This window comes from Streptomyces collinus Tu 365 (genome assembly GCF_000444875.1).
GTDB lineage: Bacteria > Actinomycetota > Actinomycetes > Streptomycetales > Streptomycetaceae > Streptomyces > Streptomyces collinus_A.
Window position 1 is genome coordinate 6,584,593 of record NC_021985.1, and the last position, 20,579, is coordinate 6,605,171.

Annotated in this window: 15 protein-coding genes; 9 read left to right on the forward strand and 6 right to left on the reverse strand. The window is 74.1% G+C overall.

Features of this window, described 5'->3' with window-relative positions:
- Positions 1–20 precede the first annotated feature (20 nt).
- A complete protein-coding gene (locus tag B446_RS28595) occupies positions 21–1,220 on the forward strand; it encodes a damage-control phosphatase ARMT1 family protein (RefSeq protein ID WP_020942915.1) in 1,200 nt (399 codons plus the stop codon).
- On the opposite strand, the gene B446_RS28600 is transcribed toward B446_RS28595, so the two are convergent.
- Together B446_RS28600 and B446_RS28605 are read right to left on the reverse strand one after the other, a co-directional pair.
- Entirely contained in the window at positions 1,197–2,459 is a 1,263-nt protein-coding gene (locus B446_RS28600) for a cytochrome P450 (RefSeq protein ID WP_020942916.1), read from the reverse strand. The two genes, B446_RS28595 and B446_RS28600, sit on opposite strands and share 24 nt — an antisense overlap.
- Positions 2,456–3,241 (reverse strand): alpha/beta fold hydrolase, encoded by a 786-nt coding sequence (locus B446_RS28605; protein WP_020942917.1) that lies wholly within the window; start codon positions 3,239–3,241, stop codon positions 2,456–2,458. Before B446_RS28605 ends, B446_RS28600 begins: the two co-directional genes overlap by 4 nt.
- 207 nt (positions 3,242–3,448) lie before the next feature.
- On the opposite strand from B446_RS28605, the gene cyc2 reads away from it, so the two are divergent.
- The 4 genes from cyc2 to B446_RS28625 all read left to right on the forward strand — a co-directional run bounded on the left by cyc2 (position 3,449) and on the right by B446_RS28625 (position 8,922).
- Positions 3,449–5,611: a germacradienol/geosmin synthase Cyc2 gene (gene cyc2, locus B446_RS28610; RefSeq protein WP_020942918.1), complete on the forward strand. Its 2,163-nt coding sequence runs from the start codon at positions 3,449–3,451 to the stop codon at positions 5,609–5,611.
- A gap of 163 nt (positions 5,612–5,774) precedes the next feature.
- Positions 5,775–6,350, forward strand: a complete 576-nt coding sequence (locus tag B446_RS28615; RefSeq protein ID WP_043476605.1) for a PDZ domain-containing protein — start codon at positions 5,775–5,777, stop codon at positions 6,348–6,350.
- 409 nt (positions 6,351–6,759) lie between these two features.
- The gene (locus tag B446_RS28620) at positions 6,760–7,887 is read left to right on the forward strand and encodes an aminopeptidase P family protein (protein ID WP_020942920.1); all 1,128 of its coding nucleotides are present in this window, start codon (positions 6,760–6,762) and stop codon (positions 7,885–7,887) included.
- Positions 7,888–7,941: 54 nt separating this feature from the next.
- Entirely contained in the window at positions 7,942–8,922 is a 981-nt protein-coding gene (locus tag B446_RS28625; protein ID WP_020942921.1) for an aminoglycoside phosphotransferase family protein, read from the forward strand.
- Between the two features lie 13 nt (positions 8,923–8,935).
- Here the strand turns inward: B446_RS28625 and treZ are convergent, their stop codons facing one another.
- Complete coding sequence (gene treZ, locus B446_RS28630) at positions 8,936–10,681, reverse strand: malto-oligosyltrehalose trehalohydrolase (RefSeq protein WP_020942922.1); 1,746 nt, start codon at positions 10,679–10,681, stop codon at positions 8,936–8,938.
- A 175-nt stretch (positions 10,682–10,856) separates the two neighbouring features.
- Between treZ and B446_RS28635 the strand changes: the two genes are divergently transcribed.
- Together B446_RS28635 and B446_RS28640 are read left to right on the forward strand one after the other, a co-directional pair.
- Complete coding sequence (locus B446_RS28635) at positions 10,857–11,417, forward strand: DUF1707 and FHA domain-containing protein (protein WP_020942923.1); 561 nt, start codon at positions 10,857–10,859, stop codon at positions 11,415–11,417.
- Positions 11,418–11,527: 110 nt separating this feature from the next.
- Positions 11,528–11,944, forward strand: a complete 417-nt coding sequence (locus B446_RS28640) for an SSI family serine proteinase inhibitor (protein WP_043476608.1) — start codon at positions 11,528–11,530, stop codon at positions 11,942–11,944.
- Positions 11,945–12,001: 57 nt separating this feature from the next.
- Here B446_RS28640 and B446_RS28645 read toward each other — a convergent pair whose 3' ends face one another.
- From B446_RS28645 to glgX, 3 genes are all read right to left on the reverse strand, one after another.
- Positions 12,002–13,252 (reverse strand): M14 family zinc carboxypeptidase, encoded by a 1,251-nt coding sequence (locus B446_RS28645; RefSeq protein ID WP_043479288.1) that lies wholly within the window; start codon positions 13,250–13,252, stop codon positions 12,002–12,004.
- A gap of 140 nt (positions 13,253–13,392) precedes the next feature.
- Complete coding sequence (gene treY / locus B446_RS28650; protein WP_193384508.1) at positions 13,393–15,780, reverse strand: malto-oligosyltrehalose synthase; 2,388 nt, start codon at positions 15,778–15,780, stop codon at positions 13,393–13,395.
- A gap of 237 nt (positions 15,781–16,017) precedes the next feature.
- Positions 16,018–18,126 (reverse strand): glycogen debranching protein GlgX, encoded by a 2,109-nt coding sequence (glgX, locus tag B446_RS28655; RefSeq protein ID WP_020942927.1) that lies wholly within the window; start codon positions 18,124–18,126, stop codon positions 16,018–16,020.
- 197 nt (positions 18,127–18,323) lie between these two features.
- Between glgX and B446_RS28660 the strand changes: the two genes are divergently transcribed.
- Both B446_RS28660 and B446_RS28665 read left to right on the forward strand, forming a co-directional pair.
- Positions 18,324–19,136 (forward strand): Tat pathway signal sequence domain protein, encoded by an 813-nt coding sequence (locus B446_RS28660; RefSeq protein ID WP_043476611.1) that lies wholly within the window; start codon positions 18,324–18,326, stop codon positions 19,134–19,136.
- 67 nt (positions 19,137–19,203) lie between these two features.
- Positions 19,204–20,529, forward strand: coding sequence for a copper amine oxidase (locus tag B446_RS28665; protein ID WP_020942929.1), 1,326 nt, complete (start codon positions 19,204–19,206; stop codon positions 20,527–20,529).
- The last annotated feature ends 50 nt before the right edge of the window (positions 20,530–20,579 follow it).

Genomic DNA, 20,579 nt, shown 5'->3' on the forward strand with positions numbered 1-20,579 from the left:
AGCGCGGTACGGTGACGGCCATGCCCGACATCCGCACCGCGCCCGTGATCCTCGGCGACGAACCCGGCTCGTTCCCGCACCGTGTGCTGGCCGAGCGGCACCCCGCGATCATCGAGCAGGTCCGGGAGGCCTTCCCGTACGGTCCCGGGCAGCACCGCGCGCTGGACGAGCTGCTGAGCTCCTGCACCGAAGGCGTGATCGAACCGCTGCCCGGGGACGCGGCCGACCTGGAACTCTGGCGCGCCTGGGGCCTGGACGAGTACGCCGGGCGCTCCTGGTTCGACGTGCCGTGGCTGTGGTCGGAGAGCTACTTCTACCGCCGGCTGCTCGAAGCCGTCGGCTACTTCGGACCGGGCGCCTGGCAGGGTGTCGACCCCTTCCGCCCGTTCAAGCGCGCCGAGCTCGACGCCCCCGAGACCGACGAGGAACTGGCCGCGCTCGACGCGCTCCAGGACCGGCCGGAGCGGGAGCGGGCCGACGCCCTGCTGCACGGCTCCCTCTGGGGCAACCGCGCCGACCTCGGCTTCCGCCTGTCCGCCGAGGGCGCCGAGGCAGCGGCACCGGTCCCCGCCCTGGTCGCCGACGACAGCGAGACCCTGTGGTCGCTGCTGCCGCCCTCCGGTACCGGCACGCTCGTCCTGGTCGCGGACAACGCGGGCCGCGAACTCGTCCCCGACCTGCTCCTGATCGCCCACCTCCTGACCGAGGGCCGGATCGGGCGGGCGGTGCTGCACGTCAAGCCGTACCCCCACTACGTCTCCGACGCCACCACCGCCGACGTCGTCGACGCCCTGCGGCGCCTCGTCGCGGCGCCGGGCGCGGCCGCCGGGTACGGGCGCGCCCTGTGGACCGCCATGGCCGACGGCCGCCTCACCACCGCCGCCCACCCCTTCTCCCGTGCCCCGCTGCCGTACGCCGACGCCCCGGACGACCTGCGCGCCGAGTTCGCCGCGGCCACCCTGACCGTCTTCAAGGGCGACCTCAACTACCGCCGCCTGGTCGGCGACCGGCTGTGGCCGCCCACCACCCCGTTCGACGAGGTCACCGCGTACTTCCCCGGCCCGGTCGCCGCCCTGCGCACCCTGAAGTCCGACGTGGTCACGGGACTCACCGCCGCCACCGAGAAAGCCCTGGACGCGGCGGAGGGCCGGCACTGGCGCACCGGAGGCACGCACGCCCTGATCCAGGCCGGCGCCTCACACCACGGACAGCGGCAGTGACTTGAGCCCGTTGATGAAGTTGGAGACCAGCCGCCCGGCGGGCCCGGCGAGCCGCAGGCCGGGCACCGCCCGCAGCACCTCCTCGTACAGCAGCCGCAGCTGGAGCCGGGCGAAGTGGGCGCCCAGGCACACGTGCGGACCGTCCCCGAAGGACACGTGGGGATTGGGAGTGCGGGCGAGGTCGAGCCGGCCCGGCCCGGCGAACACCCGCTCGTCACGGTTGGCCGAGGCGTGGAACACCACGACCTTGTCACCCGCCCGGATCGCGCGTCCCGCCAGCTCGGTGTCCACCGCCGCCGTCCGGCGGAAGCTCAGCACGGGCGGGTGCCAGCGCAGCAGCTCCTCCAGCGCCGGCGCCGGAGCGGCCTTCCCGGCGCGCAGCAGGGCGTACGCCCCGGGGTGCTCGGCGAGGGCCAGCAGACCGCCGGGTGCGGCGCTGCGCACGGTGTCGTTGCCCGCCACGGTGAGCAGGAAGAAGAACATCTCCAGCTCGGCGCCCTCGAGTTCGGGATCGTGGGCGAGAGTCGTCAGGATGTCGTCGGCCGGACACCGTCTTTTGTGTACGGCCAGCTGCCGCGCGTACGCGAACATGTCCCGCAGCATCGCCGGTGACCGGGGGTCGACCGGCCTGCCCGCCCCGTCCAGCACCGGCGCACCGGCCTCGCCCGGGTCCTGGTAGCCGATGACCCGCTGCGTCCAGTGCAGCAGCAGCCCCCGGTCGCTCTCCGGCACCCCCAGCAGGTCGGCCAGGTTGAGCAGGGCGTACTCGTCGGTGACGGCGGCCACCACGTCGACCGTGCCGTCGCCCGACCGCGCCTCCTCCAGTGCCCGCGCGAGCAGCCCCCGGGCCCGCTCGCGCACGGCCGCCGCGAACCGGTCCACCCGCCCCGGCGTGAACGCCCGGCTCACCAGCCGCCGCAGCCGGCCGTGGACCGGCGGGTCCTGATTGAGCATCATCCGCCGGATGAACGGCAGGTCGTCCGGGTCCGGATCACGGATCTGGGTCGCGCCGACGTACGAGGAGAACGTCGCGGAGTCCTTGAGCACACGGACCACGTCGGCGTGCCGGGTCACCGCCCAGAACCCGGGCCCGGCCGGCCAGCCCAGCACCTCCGGCTCGTCCTGCCAGGCCACCGGATGGTGGTCGCGCAGCAGGCGGTAGTCCGCGTACGGCACCCCGGCCGCGTACCGGCGCGGGTCGAAGACGTCCGGCACCGGCGGGGCCTCGCGCAGGCTCACGCCGGCCCGTCCGCGGTGTCCGGCCGCAGGAAGTCCTCCACCGCACGGACCAGCTCCAGCGGCGTCTCGTCCATGGCGTAGTGCCCGGCGCACGGCAGGGAGACCAGGCGGGCGCGCGGGTACCAGGACATCCAGGTCTCGCGCATCAGGGCGGGCGACAGCGCCGGATCGAGCTCACCGGCCACCGCGAGCGCGGGCACCTCCGAGCCCACGACGTCCGCCCGGAAGTCCTCGCCCGCCCAGGAGTCCAGCCAGGCCCGGAACGCCTTCGCGTCGCTGCGCGCCAGCGAGCGGTCCACCATCCGGTCCAGCCAGGCCGCCGGCCGGCGGCCACCGGTGGTGAAGTCGATGATCGCGCGCCGGTTCTCCGGCCGGTGCGCCGCGTCCGCGAAGAGCACGCCCTGCTCGCCGGGCAGCGGCAGCCCCGAGGCCGGCACGGGGGAGACGCCCACGATCCGGCGCAGCCGGTGCGGGGCCACCGACAGCAGCCGCTGCGCCACAGCGCCGCCCATGGAGTGCCCGACCACCGAGAACCGCTCCCAGCCCAGCCGGTCGGCCAGCTCCACCAGGTCCGCGGCCGCCTCGGTCGTGGTGTACGAGCCCACGGCGTCCCGTGCCTCGCCGTAGCCGCGCAGGTCGACCAGCGCGTAGGTGAAGGAGGAGCGGTCGAGGTCGGGCAGGACGGGCGCGTAGGCGGACCGGTCGGCGAACCAGCCGTGCACGGCGAACACCCGGTGGGCGCCGTCGCCGTGCACCTCATGGGGCAGCGCGAAGGAGGTCATGCGCCTACGGTGGCCCGCGCGCGGGAGCTCGGCAAGAGCGCGGACGGGGCGGACGGACCGCACCGGGGACGGCCCGGTGCGATACCGGCGCCCGGTCAACGCCACAGCGGGCGGCGGGAGTTCCCCGTTTCGGGACGGGTTCACGCGATGGTGTGATCACGCGGCGCCCGGTGGATGGCCCGTACGACCCCAGGGTAGGGCCCCGCCATGACGCAGCCGTTCGAACTCCCGCACTTCTACATGCCGTATCCCGCGCGGCTCAACCCCCACGTCGACGAGGCGCGTGCCCACTCGACCGCCTGGGCGCGCGAGATGGGCATGCTGGAGGGCTCCGGGATCTGGGACCAGGACGACCTGGAGGCGCACGACTACGGGCTCCTGTGCGCCTACACCCACCCCGACTGCGACGGACCGGCCCTCTCGCTGATCACCGACTGGTACGTCTGGGTGTTCTTCTTCGACGACCACTTCCTCGACATGTTCAAGCGCACCCCGGACCGGGCCGCCGGCAAGGCCCATCTGGACCGGCTGCCGCTGTTCATGCCGCTGGATCCCGCGACCCCGGTGCCCGAGCCGGAGAACCCGGTCGAGGCCGGCCTCGCCGACCTGTGGGCGCGCACCGTGCCGTCGATGTCCGTCGACTGGCGCCGCCGCTTCTCCGTGGCCACCGAGCACCTGCTCAACGAGTCCATGTGGGAGCTGTCCAACATCAACGAGGGGCGCATCGCCAACCCGGTCGAGTACATCGAGATGCGCCGCAAGGTGGGCGGCGCCCCCTGGTCCGCGGGGCTCGTGGAGTACGCGACCGCCGAGGTGCCCGCCCGCGTGGCGGGGACCCGGCCGCTCAGGGTGCTCATGGAGACGTTCTCCGACGCCGTCCACCTGCGCAACGACCTCTTCTCCTACCAGCGCGAGGTCGAGGACGAGGGGGAGAACAGCAACGGCGTGCTCGTCCTGGAGACCTTCTTCGGCTGCACCACCCAGGAGGCCGCCGACACGGTCAACGACATCCTCACCTCGCGCCTGCACCAGTTCGAGCACACCGCGCTCACCGAAGTGCCCGCCGTCGCCCTGGACCGGGGGCTGCGGCCGGACGAGGTGGCCGCCGTGGCCGCCTACACCAAGGGACTCCAGGACTGGCAGTCCGGTGGCCACGAGTGGCACCTGCGCTCCAGCCGCTACATGAACCAGGGCGCGCGCCCCACCGCGCCCTGGCAGGCGCCGAGCGGGCCCGGCACCTCCGCCGCCGACGTCGGCGCCCTGCTCGCCGCGGCCGCGGCCGAGCGCCTGCGCGCCTACTCCCACCGGCCGTTCCAGAAGGTCGGTCCCTCCCTGCTGCCCGACTTCCACATGCCGTTCGCCCTCTCCCTGAGCCCGCACCTCGACACCGCCCGGCGGAACCTGGTCACCTGGTCGCAGCGCACGGGCCTGCTCCAGGAGGGCGTCTGGGACGAGGACAAGCTGGCCGCCTGCGACCTCGCCCTGTGCGCAGCCGGCCTCGACCCGGACGCCACCGCCGAGGCCCTCGACCTCAGCGCCCAGTGGCTCGCCTGGGGCACCTACGGCGACGACTACTACCCCCTCGTCCACGGCCACCGCCGGGACCTGGCCGCCGCCCGGCTCACCACCGCCCGGCTCTCCGCCTGCATGCCCGTCGAGGGCGACCCGGCCGTCGTCCCCGTCAACGCCATGGAACGCGGACTGCTCGACCTGTGGGCGCGCACGACCGCGGGGATGACGGCCGAGCAGCGGGGCACCCTGAAGAAGGCCGTGGACGACATGACCGAGAGCTGGGTGTGGGAGCTGTCCAACCAGCTCCAGAACCGCGTCCCCGACCCGGTCGACTACCTGGAGATGCGGCGCGCCACCTTCGGCTCCGACCTCACCCTCGGCCTGTGCCGCATGGGCCACGGGCCCGCGATCCCGCCCGAGGTCTACCGCAGCGGCCCGGTGCGCTCCCTGGAGAACGCGGCCGTCGACTACGCCTGCCTGGTCAACGACGTCTTCTCGTACCAGAAGGAGATCGAGTACGAGGGCGAGATCCACAACGCCGTCCTCGTCGTGCAGAACTTCTTCGGCGTGGACTACCCGGCCGCCCTCGGTGTCGTCCACGACCTCATGACGCGGCGCATGCAGCAGTTCGAGCACGTCACCGCCCACGAACTGCCGGTGCTGTACGAGGACTTCCAGCTCTCCGCCGAGGCGCGCGCGGCCATGGAGGGCTATGTCCAGGACCTGCGCAACTGGCTGGCGGGCATCCTGAACTGGCACCGGGAGGCCGACCGCTACAAGGCCGCCCACCTGGCCCGCCGCGCGCACGGCTTCCTGCCCGACCGGGCGCCCGCCGTACCTGCCCTGACCCTGGGCTGACCGGCCCCGCGCACCCCCGGTGTCCCGGGTGCCCCGCGGGCGGCCGGGCCCCGGGGCCCCTCCGGGATGACTACCCGCCGCCCGCCGCCCGGCAGTCTCACTCGTTCGTGTCTCGTCGCGGCCCCGCGCCCCGGGTAGAGCACCAGCCGGAGGCGAGCGAACCATGGAACAGACTGCGTTGCGGCCCAGGCCGATGCCGGGCCGGGAACGAACCGACGGCGGCACCCCCGACGTCCCCAGGCACCCGCCCGCCGCGCCCCGGCGCGGCGGGCGGACGAGGACCCTGCTGCCGGCACTCGTCACCGGCACCGCCCTGCTCCTCACCGGCGTCGGCCTCGGCACGGTCGGCGCCACGGTGATCGGCGCGAGCAGGCTGGCGGAACTCCGGCGCGACGCCCCGCACCCGGCCGCCCCGGCCGGGCCCGCCCGCCCCGCGGCGGACAGCGCGGCCCGGGGCCCCGGGGAGGCCCGTACCGGCGCGACCCTGGGCGTGGAGGCCGTGGACGACGGGACCCCCGGCGCCCTGGTGGTCGGCGTCCACGTGCCCGGACCCGGCTACACGGCCGGTCTGGTCCGCGGCGACGTCCTGCTCCGGTTCGGCGCCGCCCCCGTCGCCACGGCCGCCGACCTCGCCCGGGCCGTCGCCCACGCCCGCCCCGGGACACCGGTCACGCTCACCGTGCGCCACCGCGACGGCGGCAACCAGCAGCTGACGGTCGTACCCGGCGTACTCACCTGACCGGCCGCCCTGTCCGGCCGCCCTGTCCGGCCGCCCTGACCGGCCGCCCTGACCGGCTGTCCCGGCCCGCCGGCCCGGTCTGCCGATGCGGCCCGCCGTCCCGGCCCGCCGGCGTGACCCGCCGGCCAGGCCCGCCAATGCGGCCCGCCGGTACGCCCCGCCGTCCCGGCCCGCCGGCCAGGCCTGCCAATGCGGCCCGCCGGCCCGGCCGCCGTCCCTGCCCCGGACACCCCGGGAAACGTGTCGGTCGTCCGCCGTCCCAGCGGCCACGACGAGTCCGCGCCGGGCAGCGGCCGTGCGGACCGTGCCCGCGAGATCCCGCGACCGGCTCGCGCAGCCCTGTCCGGCCGGGCAGGATGCTGCCCGGGACCGATTCGCCCCGCCACCTCGACCGCGCTCGGAGGCCCGGATGACCGGTAGCACGCCCGCGCCCTTCACCGCCGACGACTACAGGGCCCGCATGGAACGCGCCGCGCGCGACGCCGCCGACGCCGGCCTCGCGGGACTCCTGGTGGCCCCGGGGCCGGACATGGTGTGGCTGACCGGCTACACGCCCACGGCCGTCACCGAACGGCTCACCGTGCTCGTCCTCGCCCCCGGCCGCGACCCGGTGCTCGTCGTGCCCACCCTGGAGGCCCCGGACGCCGAGCACGCCACCGGTGCGGCCGCGCTCACCCTGCGCGACTGGACCGACGGCAAGGACCCCTACGCCGTCGCCGCCGCCCTCCTGGACGACCGCGGCCGCTTCGGCATCAGCGACAACACCTGGGCCATGCACCTGCTGGGCCTCCAGCGCACCCTGCCCGACAGCTCCTACGCCTCCCTCACCGACGCCCTGCCCATGCTGCGCGCCGTCAAGGACGCGGCCGAACTGGAACTCCTGGCGGCCGCCGGAGCCGCCGCCGACGCCACGTTCGAGGAGATCCGCAAGGTCACCTTCGCCGGCCGCCGCGAGTCCGACGTCGGCCACGACCTGGCCGACCTGCTGCGCCGCTTCGGGCACTCCCAGGTCGACTTCACCATCGTCGGCTCCGGCCCCAACGGCGCCAACCCGCACCACGAGGTCGGCGACCGCGTCATCCGGCGCGGTGACATGGTCGTCCTCGACTTCGGCGGCCTCAAGGACGGGTACGGCTCCGACACCACCCGGACCGTCCACGTGGGCGAGCCGACCGAGGAGGAGCGCACCGTCCACGACATCGTGCGCGCCGCCCAGGAAGCGGGCTTCCGGGCCGTCCGCCCCGGCGTCGCCTGCCAGGAGGTCGACCGCGCCGCCCGCGCGGTGATCACCGACGCCGGGTACGGCGAGTACTTCATCCACCGCACCGGGCACGGCATCGGCGTCACCACGCACGAACCGCCGTACATGATCGAGGGCGAGGAACAGCCCCTCGTGCCGGGCATGTGCTTCTCCGTCGAGCCCGGCATCTACCTGCCCGGCCGCTTCGGCGTCCGCATCGAGGACATCGTCACGGTGACCGCCGACGGCGGCCGCCGCCTCAACGACACCACGCGTGAGATGGTCATAGTGGACTGAAGCGGCCAGGAGACACCCTCGACGACACCCCCCGGAACGGCTACGGCGCGACCCATGACCCAGGCTCCGACACCCACCGCGGACATCGTCCGCAGACTGGTCCGTTCACTGCTCGACGAGAGCGGGGACAGCGGAGAGGACACCGACGGCCCGGCCGGCGGGCGCGGCGAGGACGGCACGGACGGACCCGACGTCCGGCCCGTCGCCGAGGGCCACGCCTACACCTGGTGGGTCGGCGCCCGCCACGTGCTGCGCCTCGCCCCCGACCGCGACGCCTCGGCCCGCCGCCGCAGGGAACTGCGCGTACGCGACCTGGTCCGCCCGCACGTGCCCGTCGCCGTCCCCACCAGCGTCGCCCGCGGCGACTGGGCGCCCGGCCTCGCCTACACCCTGGACACCAAGGTGGCCGGCGCCACCGCCGGACGGCACGACGTCTCCGCCGTCGGCGAGGCCGACCTGGCCGGGCTGCTCGGCGGACTGCGCGCGGTGCCCGCCCGGCCGGCCGAGGCGCTCGGCGTACCGCGCACCGCGCCACGCTCCCTGGAGGCGCTGCGCCGCATGGCCGTGCACGCGGCCGAACGACTCGCCGCCGCCGACGAGTTCGACGCCGCCCTGCTGCTCCAGCTCACCCCGCCCGGCGCCGCTCAGCTCGCGGCGCAGACCGGCACCGCCGTGCTCACCCACCACGGCCTGACCGGCGAGCACGTGGTGGTCAGCGCCGACGGGCGGGTCCGCGGCGTCCTCGACTGGACCGAGGCGGCCCTCGGCGACCCGGCCGAGGACATCGCCGGACTCGCCACGGCCGTCGGCTCGCCGGCCGCCGTGCGCGCCGCCACCCTCGCCGGCTACGGCGCCCGCCCCTGCCTGCGCGGTCTCTGGCTCGCCCGCTGCGACACCGTCATCCGCCTCGCCGACCACCTGCAGGGCCGCGCTCCCGGTCCGCTCCCGGCGCTGCGCACCCGGCTGGGGCGCGTCTGGGAGCCGATCATGCTGGAGCGCGTCACCGAGTTCAAGGACGAGGACACCGAGGCGTGACGGCCGCCCCGGCTCAGGGCTGGACCAGCACCACGCAGGACTCGCCGGGCACCTGCAGCAACCCGTCCCGGCCCGGCGCCCGAACCGGCTCCCACGCGGCGAGCACCTGCGCCGGGCGGGTCCCCAGCGGGATCGCCGCCGCCTCCTTGCCCAGGTTCACCGCCACCCGCACGTCCCCGCGCCGGAAGGCCAGCCAGCGCCCCCGCTCGTCGAAGGCCACCTTGGTGTCGGCCAGATCCGGGTCGGTGAGGTCCGGCTGCTCCCGGCGCAGCGCGATCAGCCGCCGGTACCAGTCCAGCACGCGCGCGTGCGGCTCGCGGTCCGGCTCCGCCCAGTCCAGGCAGGACCGCTCCCTGGTCGCCGGGTCCTGCGGGTCGGGTACGTCCTCCTCGGCCCAGCCGTGCTCCACGAACTCCCGCCGCCTGCCCCGCCGTACCGCCTCCGCCAGCTCCGGGTCCGTGTGGTCGGTGAAGAACTGCCAGGGCGTGCCCGCGGCCCACTCCTCGCCCATGAACAGCATCGGCGTGAACGGCGCGGTCAGCGTGAGGGTGGCCGCGCACGCCAGCAGGCCGGGGGAGAGCAGGGCCGAGAGCCGGTCGCCCTGCGCCCGGTTGCCGACTTGGTCGTGGGTCTGGCTGTAACCCAGCAGCCGGTGCCCGCCCACCCGGGCCCGGTCCAGCGGCCGGCCGTGCGCACGGCCGCGGAAGCTCGACGGGGTGCCGTCGTGGAAGTAGCCGCCCGTGAGCGTCTTGGCCAGCGCGGCGAGCGGGGCGCGCGCGAAGTCGGCGTAGTAGCCCTGGGACTCACCGGTCAGTGCGCTGTGCACACAGTGGTGGAAGTCGTCGTTCCACTGCGCGTGCACCCCGAGGCCGTTCTCCGCGCGCGGGGTGATGATCCGCGGGTCGTTCAGGTCGGACTCGGCGATCAGGAACAGCGGGCGGCCGAGTTCGCCCGCGAGGCCGTCGACGGCCGCCGACAGCTCCTCCAGGAAGTGGCACGCGCGCGTGTCGTGCAGCGCGTGCACCGCGTCCAGGCGCAGCCCGTCGATCCGGTAGTCCCGCAGCCAGGCCAGCGCGCTGCCCACCAGGAACGCGCGCACCTCGTCCGAGCCCGGCGCGTCCAGGTTCACCGCGGCGCCCCACGGCGTGTGGTGCGTGTCCGTGAAGTACGGTCCGAACGACGGCAGGTAGTTACCGGACGGGCCCAAGTGGTTGTGCACGACGTCCAGTACGACACCGAGCCCGAGTTCGTGCGCCCGGTCCACGAACCGCTTGAGCGCCTCGGGGCCGCCGTACGGCTCGTGCACGGCCCACAGCGACACCCCCTCGTACCCCCACCCGTGCCGGCCGGGGAACGGGCACAGCGGCATCAACTCCACGTGGGTGATCCCGAGTTCCACCAGATGCGCGAGGCGTGCGGCGGCCGCGTCCAGGGTGCCCTCCCGGGTGAACGTGCCCACGTGCAGCTCGTAGAGCACCGCCCCGGGCAGTTCCCGGCCCGGCCACGAGGCACGCCACGCGTACCGGCCGTGGTCGACGACCGCGCTCAAGCCGTCCGGGCCGTCCGGCTGACGGCGCGAACGCGGGTCCGGCAGCACCGGACCGCCGTCCAGCGCGAACCCGTACCGCGAGCCGTCCCGTGCCTCGGCCTCGCCCGTCCACCAGCCGTCCCGCTCCGCATCGCGCTCCAACGCGACGGTGGCGCCGTCGCAATGGAGCGTCACCCGGTCTGCCTGTGGTGCCCACACCTCGAACTGCACGGACGGTTCCCCTTCGTCTGCTCACCGTGACGTAGCCCGTCCATCGTGCCCCGAAAAGCGATCAGTCCGCTTTCGAATCCGTCCATTGCCGGTGGATGTCGTGCGGCACGCGCGCGCGGGCGCCGTTTTCCCCGATTCTGGACACCGGGGGTTCACAGAGCCGACAATCACGGATGTGACGTCGTCCTTCGAGTTCCCCACGTACCCCGCGCGGCTGTCCGACGCGGAGCGCGACAAGGCGCTTCAGGTGCTGCGAGACGGTGTCGCCATGGGCCGGCTGTCGCACGACACGTTCGTGCGCCGCATGGAACTGGCCCTCGCCGCGCGGGGCGCCGACGAACTCGCCGTGCTCACCGCGGACCTGCCCCGCGAGAACCGCCTCTCCCGTGCCGTCCTCGGCACCGTCGAGGCCGTCTCGGGCTTCACCGTGCGGCTGCGCCGGGCCTGGCAGGCCGAGCGGCTGCCCAAGCTGCTGCTGCCGCACGCGGCGGGCGGCCACCCGCTGCGCATAGGGCGCGACCCGGCGAGCGGGCTGCGGCTGAACCACGAGACCGTCTCCCGCGTGCACGCCGAACTGCGCCGCCAGGGCGGGCTGTGGGTGCTGCGCGACCTCGGCTCCACCAACGGCACCACGGTCAACGGTCGCCGGGTGGTCGGCGCCGTCGTCGTGCGCGAGGGCGACCAGGTCGGCTTCGGGCGGATCTCCTTCCGGCTGGCGGCGCACCGCGACCAGTGACCGGTGCCCCGGCACCGGCGGGCCGTGCACCGCCGGTCCGCACACCCGCGTGATCACCCGTTCGGGTGAGTGAAGTGGGGAAGAGCGGCCACCGTGCCGATGCACCGGGCATGAAGCACCTCACCCGAGTGAAAGCGGCCGCCGCGGCCCTGCTGACCCTCACCGGACTCCTCGTCACGGGCCCGGCCCAGGCGGCGCCCCGTGACGCGTCGCGCGGCACCTGGCTCCACCTGACCGTCAGCCGCGGCGACGGCGCCGACGGCCCCGCCCGGGGCGCCCTGCTGCTGTGCGACCCGCCGCTCGGCCACCCGCACGCGGCCCGGGCCTGTGCCCAACTCGCCGCGGCGGGCGGCGACATCGCCCGCATCCCGTACGCCCACGGCGTGTTCTGCCCGATGATCTACGCCCCGGTGACCGCCCGCGCGCGCGGCCGGTGGCACGGCCGGCCGGTCGCGTTCCGGGAGACGTACTCCAGCGCGTGCGTCCTGCGGGCCCGCACCGGAGCCGTCTTCGCCCTGGACCGCTGAACGCGGCTCCCGCACACGCGGCTCCCGCACACGCGGGGCGCGCGGCGCGCGGAGGTGTCACACCCCCCGCTCGCGCGCCTGCCGGGCCGCCACCAGGACCGTCCGCGACTGGTGCTCCACCTGGTGCTCCAGCGGCACCCAGCGCGCCCGGAAGCGCTGCGCGAAGGCCTCGCACCAGAGGGCCACGAGCTGTTCGAGCCGGGGGGCGGCCCGGTCGTCGGTCTGGCGCAGCACCCGCAGCAGCATCGCCGCCGCCCGCAGCGGCAGCCGCCGCCCGAAGGCGTCCACGCTGCCGACGTACGCCATCGTCGTCCCGGCCGGCTGCGTCTGGATCCAGTCCTGCGCCAGGCCGGGGATCAGCTCCAGCGCCCACCGGGCGGCCCGCAGCAGCGGGCCCTCCGCGCCCGCAAGCCGGGGCAGCGCGTCGGCGAGCACGCCCTCCACCAGCAGCGAGTCCCGCAGCAGCCGCTCGGCCAGCCGCCGCATCGCCGCCGCGGGCGCCGGGTGCGGCGCCGGGTCGTCCACCAGGTCGCTGGCCCACATCGGCACCTCGACCACCGCCGTCAGACCGCCGTAGCGGTGCGCGTGGTACCAGGTGCTGTGCCGTGCGTCGTCCGGCAGGCTCGGGTAGGCCACCCCCGTCTCCGGGCCCGGCATCACATGCACTCCCGGCCCCGACGCGGGCCAGCCGGCGGCGTCCGAGGCACCCGTCTCGACCGGGATGTGCAGCTCGGCCGCCGACTTGGCGAACGGCTCGGCGAGCCCGGGCACGTCCTTGGTCAACTGCACCCAGCTGCCGCCCAGATCGGTGCCGTGCAGCGTCACCTGGAGGTACGGGCGCAGCTCGTCGATCACCCCGGTCAGCGCCCGCGTCTCGGGCGGCAGCCGGTCCGGCGGCAGCACCGCCGGAGACCACTCGGGCTGTTCGGCGCCGGTCGGCCGGTAGAAGCCGAGGTGGTAGTCGAGCAGGCTGCGCGGCGCCGGGGTCACGTGCAGGCTCGCGCCGTCCGGGTCCGCGCACAGCAGGAAGTGCCAGGAGGTGCCGGTGCGCAACTCGCGCTCCGCGAGCACCCGTTCGGCCAGCACCCGGAGGGTGGAGCCGCCCGCGGGTTCGTTGGCGTGGGCGCCCGCCACCACCAGCACGGCCCGCCCGGCGTGCCCCACCGACAGCAGGTGCAGCGGCCGCCCGGCCCGCGAGACCCCCACCTGTCTGAGCGAGCACAGACCGGGCTCCTGGGCCGCCAGCGCCCGCGCGGTGGCGACCAGTTCGGGAACGCTGGGGTAGCGCAGCTCCGGCAGAAGACTCACCCCCGTCTTGTCCACCCGGATTCGCCCTCCCAGTGCCGCACGGCGTGGGTGAACTGTCAAGCATCCGGCGGGGAGGCTCCCGGGGGCGCCCGGACGCACGACAGGGCGACCGCCGCGCGGCCGCCCTGTCGGCTACGAGGTCATTCCGCCGGGGACACGGTCTGCTCCCCGGTCCGCTCCAGCAGCACCACCGGCAGGCGGTCGAAGAGGGCGGCCACGCGTGCGTGGCCCGTGAACTCGCGGCCCGGGGACAGGACGTCCGCCCAGCGCCCCGGCGGCAGCTCCAGCCGGGTGTCCCGCCAGCCGCCCGCCTCCGTCAGGCGCAGCGACAGCCGGGTCACCGCGGTGACCACCTGGCCCGAGCGGGAGAACGCCAGACAGTGCTCGGCCGCCGGCCCGTCCGCGGTGAGCGGTTCGTACGCCGCCGCCGCGCCGAAGGCGCCGGGCCGTCGCGCGCGCAGCCGCAGCGCGGCCGACGTCAGAGCGTCCTTCTCGCCGGGCGCCGCCGCCGGGAACGACACCGGCCGCCGGTTGTCCGGGTCCACCAGCGCCCGGTACTCGCTCTCCGTGCCCTGGTAGACGTCCGGCACCCCCGGCATCGTCAGCTGCACCAGCGCGGTCCCCAGCACGTTCGCCCGGACGTGCGGCTCCAGCGCCTTGCGGAAGGCGGCCACGCGCTCGCCGGCCGGCCCGCACGGACCGGCCGCGACGAACGCCGCCACCGCCTCCTCGTACGGCGGCTCCTGCTCCGTCCAGCTCGTGTACATGCCCGCCTCGCGCACGTGCTTCAGCAGCGCCCCCTGGATGCGCTCCTCCTCCGCCGGCCCCAGCCCGAACACCGTCTGCCAGGCCGCCCAGGCGAGCTGTCCGTCCGGCACGCCCTCCTCGGCCGTCGTCACCTCGGCGAGCAGCCGGGCCCAGTGCGCCGGGCACTCGGTGAGCACGGCCAGGGCCGCGCGCACGTCCGCGCTGCGCTTGGTGTCGTGGGTGGTGACGACCGTGCCGGTGAGCGGCCAGTCGCGCTGCACGCGCGCGCAGTACGCGTGGAACTCCTCCGGCGGCACGCCGGGCGCACCGGGGTCGCCGCCCACCTCGGCCGTCGACAGCAGCGGCACGAAGCGGTAGAACGCCGTGTCCTCGACCGCCTTGGCGCGCAGCGCGGACGCGGTCTGCGCGAACCGGGTCCGGAACTCCACGCGGCCGGCGTGGCCGGGTGCCGACGCGTCGCCGGGCGGCTCGACCAGCAGCCGGCGGACGATGCCGACGGCGTCGGCCTCCTCCCGCACCACGAAGGCCAGCCGTGCCTCCTCGGCGGCCGCCTCGGTGACGACGGCGGACGCGTCCGTGGAGGCGTACGGCCGGTACACCGGAAGCCGGACCAGCAGCTCCTCCAGGGCGGTGCGCAGCGCCCAGGGCGCCCGGTCGCGCAGCGCGAGGTCGGGGGAGGCGGCGCACAGCCGGGCGGCCACCCGGGTGAGCCGGTCGGTCTCGGTGGCCAGCTCGTGCGTGAGCACCTTGTACGCGGCCCGCCGCGCCGTCGCCTCCCAGTTGCCGCCCCGGTCGGTCTGCGGCGCGGCGAACGCCCGGTAGTGGCCGAGGAGTTCGTAGGCGCCCGTGCGGTCCGTGAACACGCCGTCGATCTGCCGCAGGGCGTCGTAGCCCGTGGTGCCGGCGACGGGCCAGGAGGGCGGCAGGTGCTCACCGTCGGCGAGGATCTTCTCCACGACCGTCCAGCGCCCGCCGGTCGCCTCGTTCAGCCGTCCGAGGTAGCCGTCGGGGTCCGCGAGCCCGTCGGGGTGGTCGATGCGCAGGCCGTCGACCACGCCCTCGCGCAGCAGTTCCAGGATCTTGGCGTGGGTGGCGTCGAACACCTCCGGGTCCTCCACCCGCAGGCCGATCAGCTCGGAGATGCTGAAGAACCGCCGGTAGTTCAGCTCGGTGCGGGCCAGCCGCCACCACACCGGGCGGTACCACTGGGCGTCCAGCAGCCGGGGCAGCGGCAGCTCCTCGGTGCCCGCGCGGAGCGGGAAGGCGTGGTCGTGGTAGCGCAGGACGTCGCCGTCGACCCTGAGGTGGTCCAGTTCCGCGCCGACCGGGCCGCCGAGCACGGGCAGCAGCACGCGGCCGTCCTGCGCGTCCCAGTCGATGTCGAACCAGCGCGCGTACGCAGATCCCGGGCCCTCCCGCAGCACCTCCCACAGGGCGTGGTTGTGCCGGGGCGCCATGGCCATGTGGTTCGGCACGATGTCCACCACCAGGCCCAGGCCGTGCTCCCGCGCCGTCCGCGCCAGCGCCCGCAGGCCGTCCTCGCCGCCGAGTTCCTCGCGCACGCGCGCGTGGTCGACGACGTCGTAGCCGTGCGTGGAGCCGGGAACGGCCTCGAGGACGGGGGACAGGTGCAGGTGCGAGACGCCGAGCGAGGCCAGGTACGGTACGGCCGCGGCGGCTGCGGCGAACGGGAACGCGGGCTGGAGTTGCAGCCGGTAGGTGGCCGTGGGCACCTCCGGTGCGGGGCGCGCAGAAGTCATAGAAGGCTACGTACCCAGCCCGCCGTGTTTCGTGTCACCGACCTGTGCACCGCCCCACGCACGCGTGCCTCGCGTGAGGCGATGGGACCAAGGGGAACCAGGGGGCCGCCGTCGGGCGGGCCCGGAGCGGCGCGCCCCGGGCCCGCCCGGCAGCCCGCGCCGGACGGAACCCGGGACCCACCGCACGCTCTCACCGCACGCGCCCGCGTCCCCCGCACGCGCCCGCGCGGTACCCGCTCAGGCGGGCCGCTGGAGCACCGTCAGACTGCGGTCCGGCAGGGTGATGCGGTCGCCGGCCGCCACCTTCGGGCCCGTGCCCGGCGGGACCCCGTCCGGGCGGGCCGTGTCGACGACCACCTGCCACTGCCGGCCGTGGTCGACGGGCACCAGGAAGTCCAGCGGCTCGGGCGAGGCGTTGAACATCAACAGGAAGGAGTCGTCGGCGATCCGCTCCCCGCGCGGGCCGGGCTCGGAGATCGCGTTGCCGTTCAGGAACACGGTCAGCGCGGACGCCTGGGTGGAGTCCCAGTCCCGCTGCTCCATCTCACCGCCCTCGGGGGTGAACCAGGCGATGTCCGACAGCTCGTCGTGGGTGCCCTCCACCGGCCGCCCGTGGAAGAAGCGGCGGCGGCGGAAGACCGGGTGGTCCCGGCGCAGCCACACCATCGCGCGGACGAACTCCAGCAGGTCGCTGCCGTCCTCCGGCCAGTCCAGCCAGGCCAGCTCGTTGTCCTGGCAGTAGGCGTTGTTGTTGCCGCGCTGGGTGCGGGCGAACTCGTCGCCGTGGCTGATCATCGGCACGCCCTGGGACAGCATCAGCGTGGCGAAGAAGTTCCGCATCTGGCGGGCGCGCAGCGCGAGGACGTCCGGGTCGTCGCTCTCGCCCTCCGCACCGCAGTTCCAGGACCGGTTGTGGCTCTCCCCGTCGCGGTTCTCCTCCCCGTTGGCCTGGTTGTGCTTGTCGTTGTACGCGACGAGGTCGTGCAGCGTGAAACCGTCGTGGCAGGTCACGAAGTTGATGGAGGCCAGCGGGCGGCGGCCGTCGTCCTGGTACAGGTCGGAGGAGCCGGTCAGCCGCGAGGCGAACTCCGCGAGCGCCCGCGGCTCGCCCCGCCACAGGTCCCGGACCGTGTCGCGGTACTTGCCGTTCCACTCCGTCCACAGCGGCGGGAAGTTGCCCACCTGGTAGCCGCCCTCGCCCACGTCCCACGGCTCGGCGATCAGCTTCACCTGGGACACCACCGGGTCCTGCTGCACCAGGTCGAAGAACGACGACAGCCGGTCCACCTCGTGGAACTGCCGGGCCAGGGTGGCGGCCAGGTCGAAGCGGAAGCCGTCGACGTGCATGTCGGTGACCCAGTAGCGCAGCGAGTCCATGATCAGCTGGAGGACGTGCGGGGACCGCATGAGCAGCGAGTTCCCGGTGCCGGTGGTGTCCATGTAGTAGCGGGGGTCGTCCGTCAGCCGGTAGTACGACGCGTTGTCGATGCCCTTGAAGGACAGTGTCGGGCCCAGGTGGTTGCCCTCGGCGGTGTGGTTGTAGACGACGTCCAGGATCACCTCTATCCCGGCCTCGTGCAGCGCCCGGACGGCCGACTTGAACTCCAGCACCTGCTGGCCGCGGTCGCCCCAGGAGGCGTACGCGTTGTGCGGGGCGAAGAAGCCGATGGTGTTGTAGCCCCAGTAGTTGTTCAGGCCCATGTCGACCAGGCGGTGGTCGTTCACGAACTGGTGTACCGGCATCAGCTCCAGCGCCGTGACGCCCAGCTTGGTCAGGTGCTCGATGATCGCGGGGTGCGCCAGCGCCGCGTACGTGCCGCGCAGCTCCTCCGGCAGTCCGGGGTGCCGCATGGTCAGGCCCTTCACATGGGCCTCGTAGATCACCGTGTGGTGGTAGTCCGTGCGCGGGGGGCGGTCGTCGCCCCAGTCGAAGTACGGGTTGATCACCACCGAGGTCATGGTGTGCGGCGCCGAGTCCAGGTCGTTGCGCCGCTCCGGGTCGCCGAAGTGGTAGCCGTACACCTCCTCGCCCCACCGTACGGAGCCGCTGACCGCCTTCGCGTACGGGTCGAGCAGCAGCTTCGCCGAGTTGCAGCGCTGCCCGCGCCCGGGGTCGTACGGGCCGTGCACCCGGAACCCGTACCGCTGCCCGGGCATCACGCCCGGCAGGTACGCGTGCCGCACGAACGCGTCGCTCTCGCGGAGTTCCACCGCCGTCTCCGAGCCGTCGTCGTGCAGCAGACACAGCTCTACTCGGTTCGCGGCCTCCGTGAAGACCGCGAAGTTGGTTCCGGCGCCGTCATAGGTGGCGCCGAGCGGATACGCCTCTCCAGGCCAGACCTGCATGGACACGACTCTTTCAGGTGTACCGCCCCGTGGGGGCGAGGTTGGCTTCGAGTCTCCCCGGAAGTGAGGGAACCTCCTGTGACTTACGCCCCTCTTACCGACCGACCAGTGCATACGGCGATAGGTGTACCCGCCGTGTGCCGAACCAGTGGGGCTACACGTACTCCCGGGGACTTTTGGGGGAGTAGGGGGAAGATGTGCGCGAGACAGTGCACCGCCATCTGGGCAAGGTGGTGGCCGGGACGGCCCTGGCGGTGGCCGGGACCGCCGTCATGGTCGCGATCACCCTGCCGGGCACGGCAGGGGCGAACGAGACGGGAGGCACGAACGGCGACGGCACCAGGGCCGCGCAGCAGACGGGACAGGGCCCGGACGCGGTCCGGCCCGGCGTGGTCGAGCAGGCGCCCGCGGCCGTCAAGAAGGGCACGGGCCGCGACCCGCTGACCGACGACGAGATGCAGCGGGTCGAGAAGATCGCGCTGAACAAGCAGCTGCTCACCTCCGGTGAGAACGTCGACGGCGACCACGGCCCGCAGCGGCTGAGCGTCGACCTCGCCGACCCCGAGGCGGACGAGCTGGACGACCCGGCCGCGCCGCGCCGTGCGGACGTGACCTTCTACGACTACCGGACCGACACCCTCGTCACCAAGACGGTCGACGTGGAGTCCGGCAAGGTCGTGCGGACCGGCACCCAGCACGGCGTCCAGCCGCCGCTGAGCCGGGCGGAGAACGCCGAGGCGGCCGAGCTGCTGATCGCCGACCCGCTGGGCGCGGGTCTCAAGGCGGACTACAAGGACGCCACCGGCCGGGAGCTGACCTCGGCGGACCAGCTCCTGCTCAACGGCGCCGTCTACCGCGCCACCCCGGGCGGGCAGCCCGCCGTGCTCGACAAGTGCGGCGAACACCGCTGCGTGCGGCTGTTCCCGAAGGTCAAGAACGGCCCGTGGATCGACGCCCGGTGGCTGGTCGTCGACCTGAGCGCCCGCAAGGTGGCCCGGCTCGCCCACTGAGCGCCGGCCCGCCCGACCTCACCCAGCTCCTTCCCACTCTCCTTCCTGCAAGGGAGCCCACTCCGTCATGCCCGCGAACACCCTCAACCGCGCCCGGACCCGCGCGGCCGTCGGCCTCGGCGTGGCCGCGCTCGCCGCCGGCGTCACGACCGGCGCCGGACCGGCCGCCGCCCAGCCCAAGGCGGCCCCCGCGGCCGCGGCCGCCGCCGACTGCAGCGCTGCCTACAAGATCGAGCAGAAGCTCGCCGGTGGCACCACCTGGCGCATGTGCTGGCGCTACGACAGCAAGGCCGGTCTGGTCCTGGAGAACGTCTCCTACCAGCCCAAGGGCGAACCCGAGCCGATCAAGGTGCTCAACAGCGCCCGGCTCGCCCAGATCGACGTCCCCTACGACGACGGCAGCGTCGAGTACGACGACCTGACCGGCTTCGGCTTCGCCCAGGGCCTGGTGAACCTGGCGCCCGGCGAGTGTCCCGGCGGCACCATCAAGACCATCCACGTCCCCGACGCCTGGGACCCGCAGCACCCCGACGTCAAGGGCCTGTGCACGACCACGCGTTCGCGCGGCCACGCCTACCGCATGCAGGGCGACAGCGCGAACAAGGTCTTCCAGGCCCAGGGCAAGGACCTGCTCGTCTACACGGTCAACCAGGTCGGCTGGTACGAGTACATGACCGAGTGGCGCTTCCAGGACGACGGCACCGTCAACATGAACGTCGGTGCCACCGGCAGCCTGTCCTACGACGACTACGACGCCGGCGACGGCCGCGGCTGGCCCATCGGCAAGGGTGCCAAGGCGTACGCCACCAGCCACAGCCACAACGTCTTCTGGCGGCTGGACTTCGGCCTCGACGGCTCCTCGAAGGGCAGGGTCGAGCAGTACGACTCGGCCGTCACCGCCCCCGCACCCGGCCGCCAGGCGCCCTCCGCCAAGACCACCCGCACCAAGGTCACCAAGGAACTCGCGGGCGACTACAAGACCTACCGCTGGTGGCGGATGGTCAGCGCGACCGGCAAGAACAAGGACGGGCACGCCCGTTCGTACGAGATCGTCCCCGGTCCCACCACGAAGTACCCGGGCCGCAGCTTCACCAAGCACGACGTGTACTTCACCGAGTACAACAAGTGCGAGCAGTTCGCCAGCAACAACCCCGGCGCCTGCCCCGCCGGTTCGGGCAAGTCGGTGGACAAGTGGGTCAACGGGCAGACGCTCACTCACCCGGTCGTCTGGATGAACGTCGGCTTCCACCACATAGCCCGGGACGAGGACCAGCAGCCCATGCCGATCCACTGGCAGGGCTTCGCCATCGCACCCAGGGACGTCACGGCTATGAATCCGCTCACTCCCGACGAGCTGGCATGGCAGAACGGCCACTGGCGACCCCGTAGTTGAGAAAAACCTACCTGTCCATCCGGCTGCACCGCCGACCGCTCCCGGAGTAC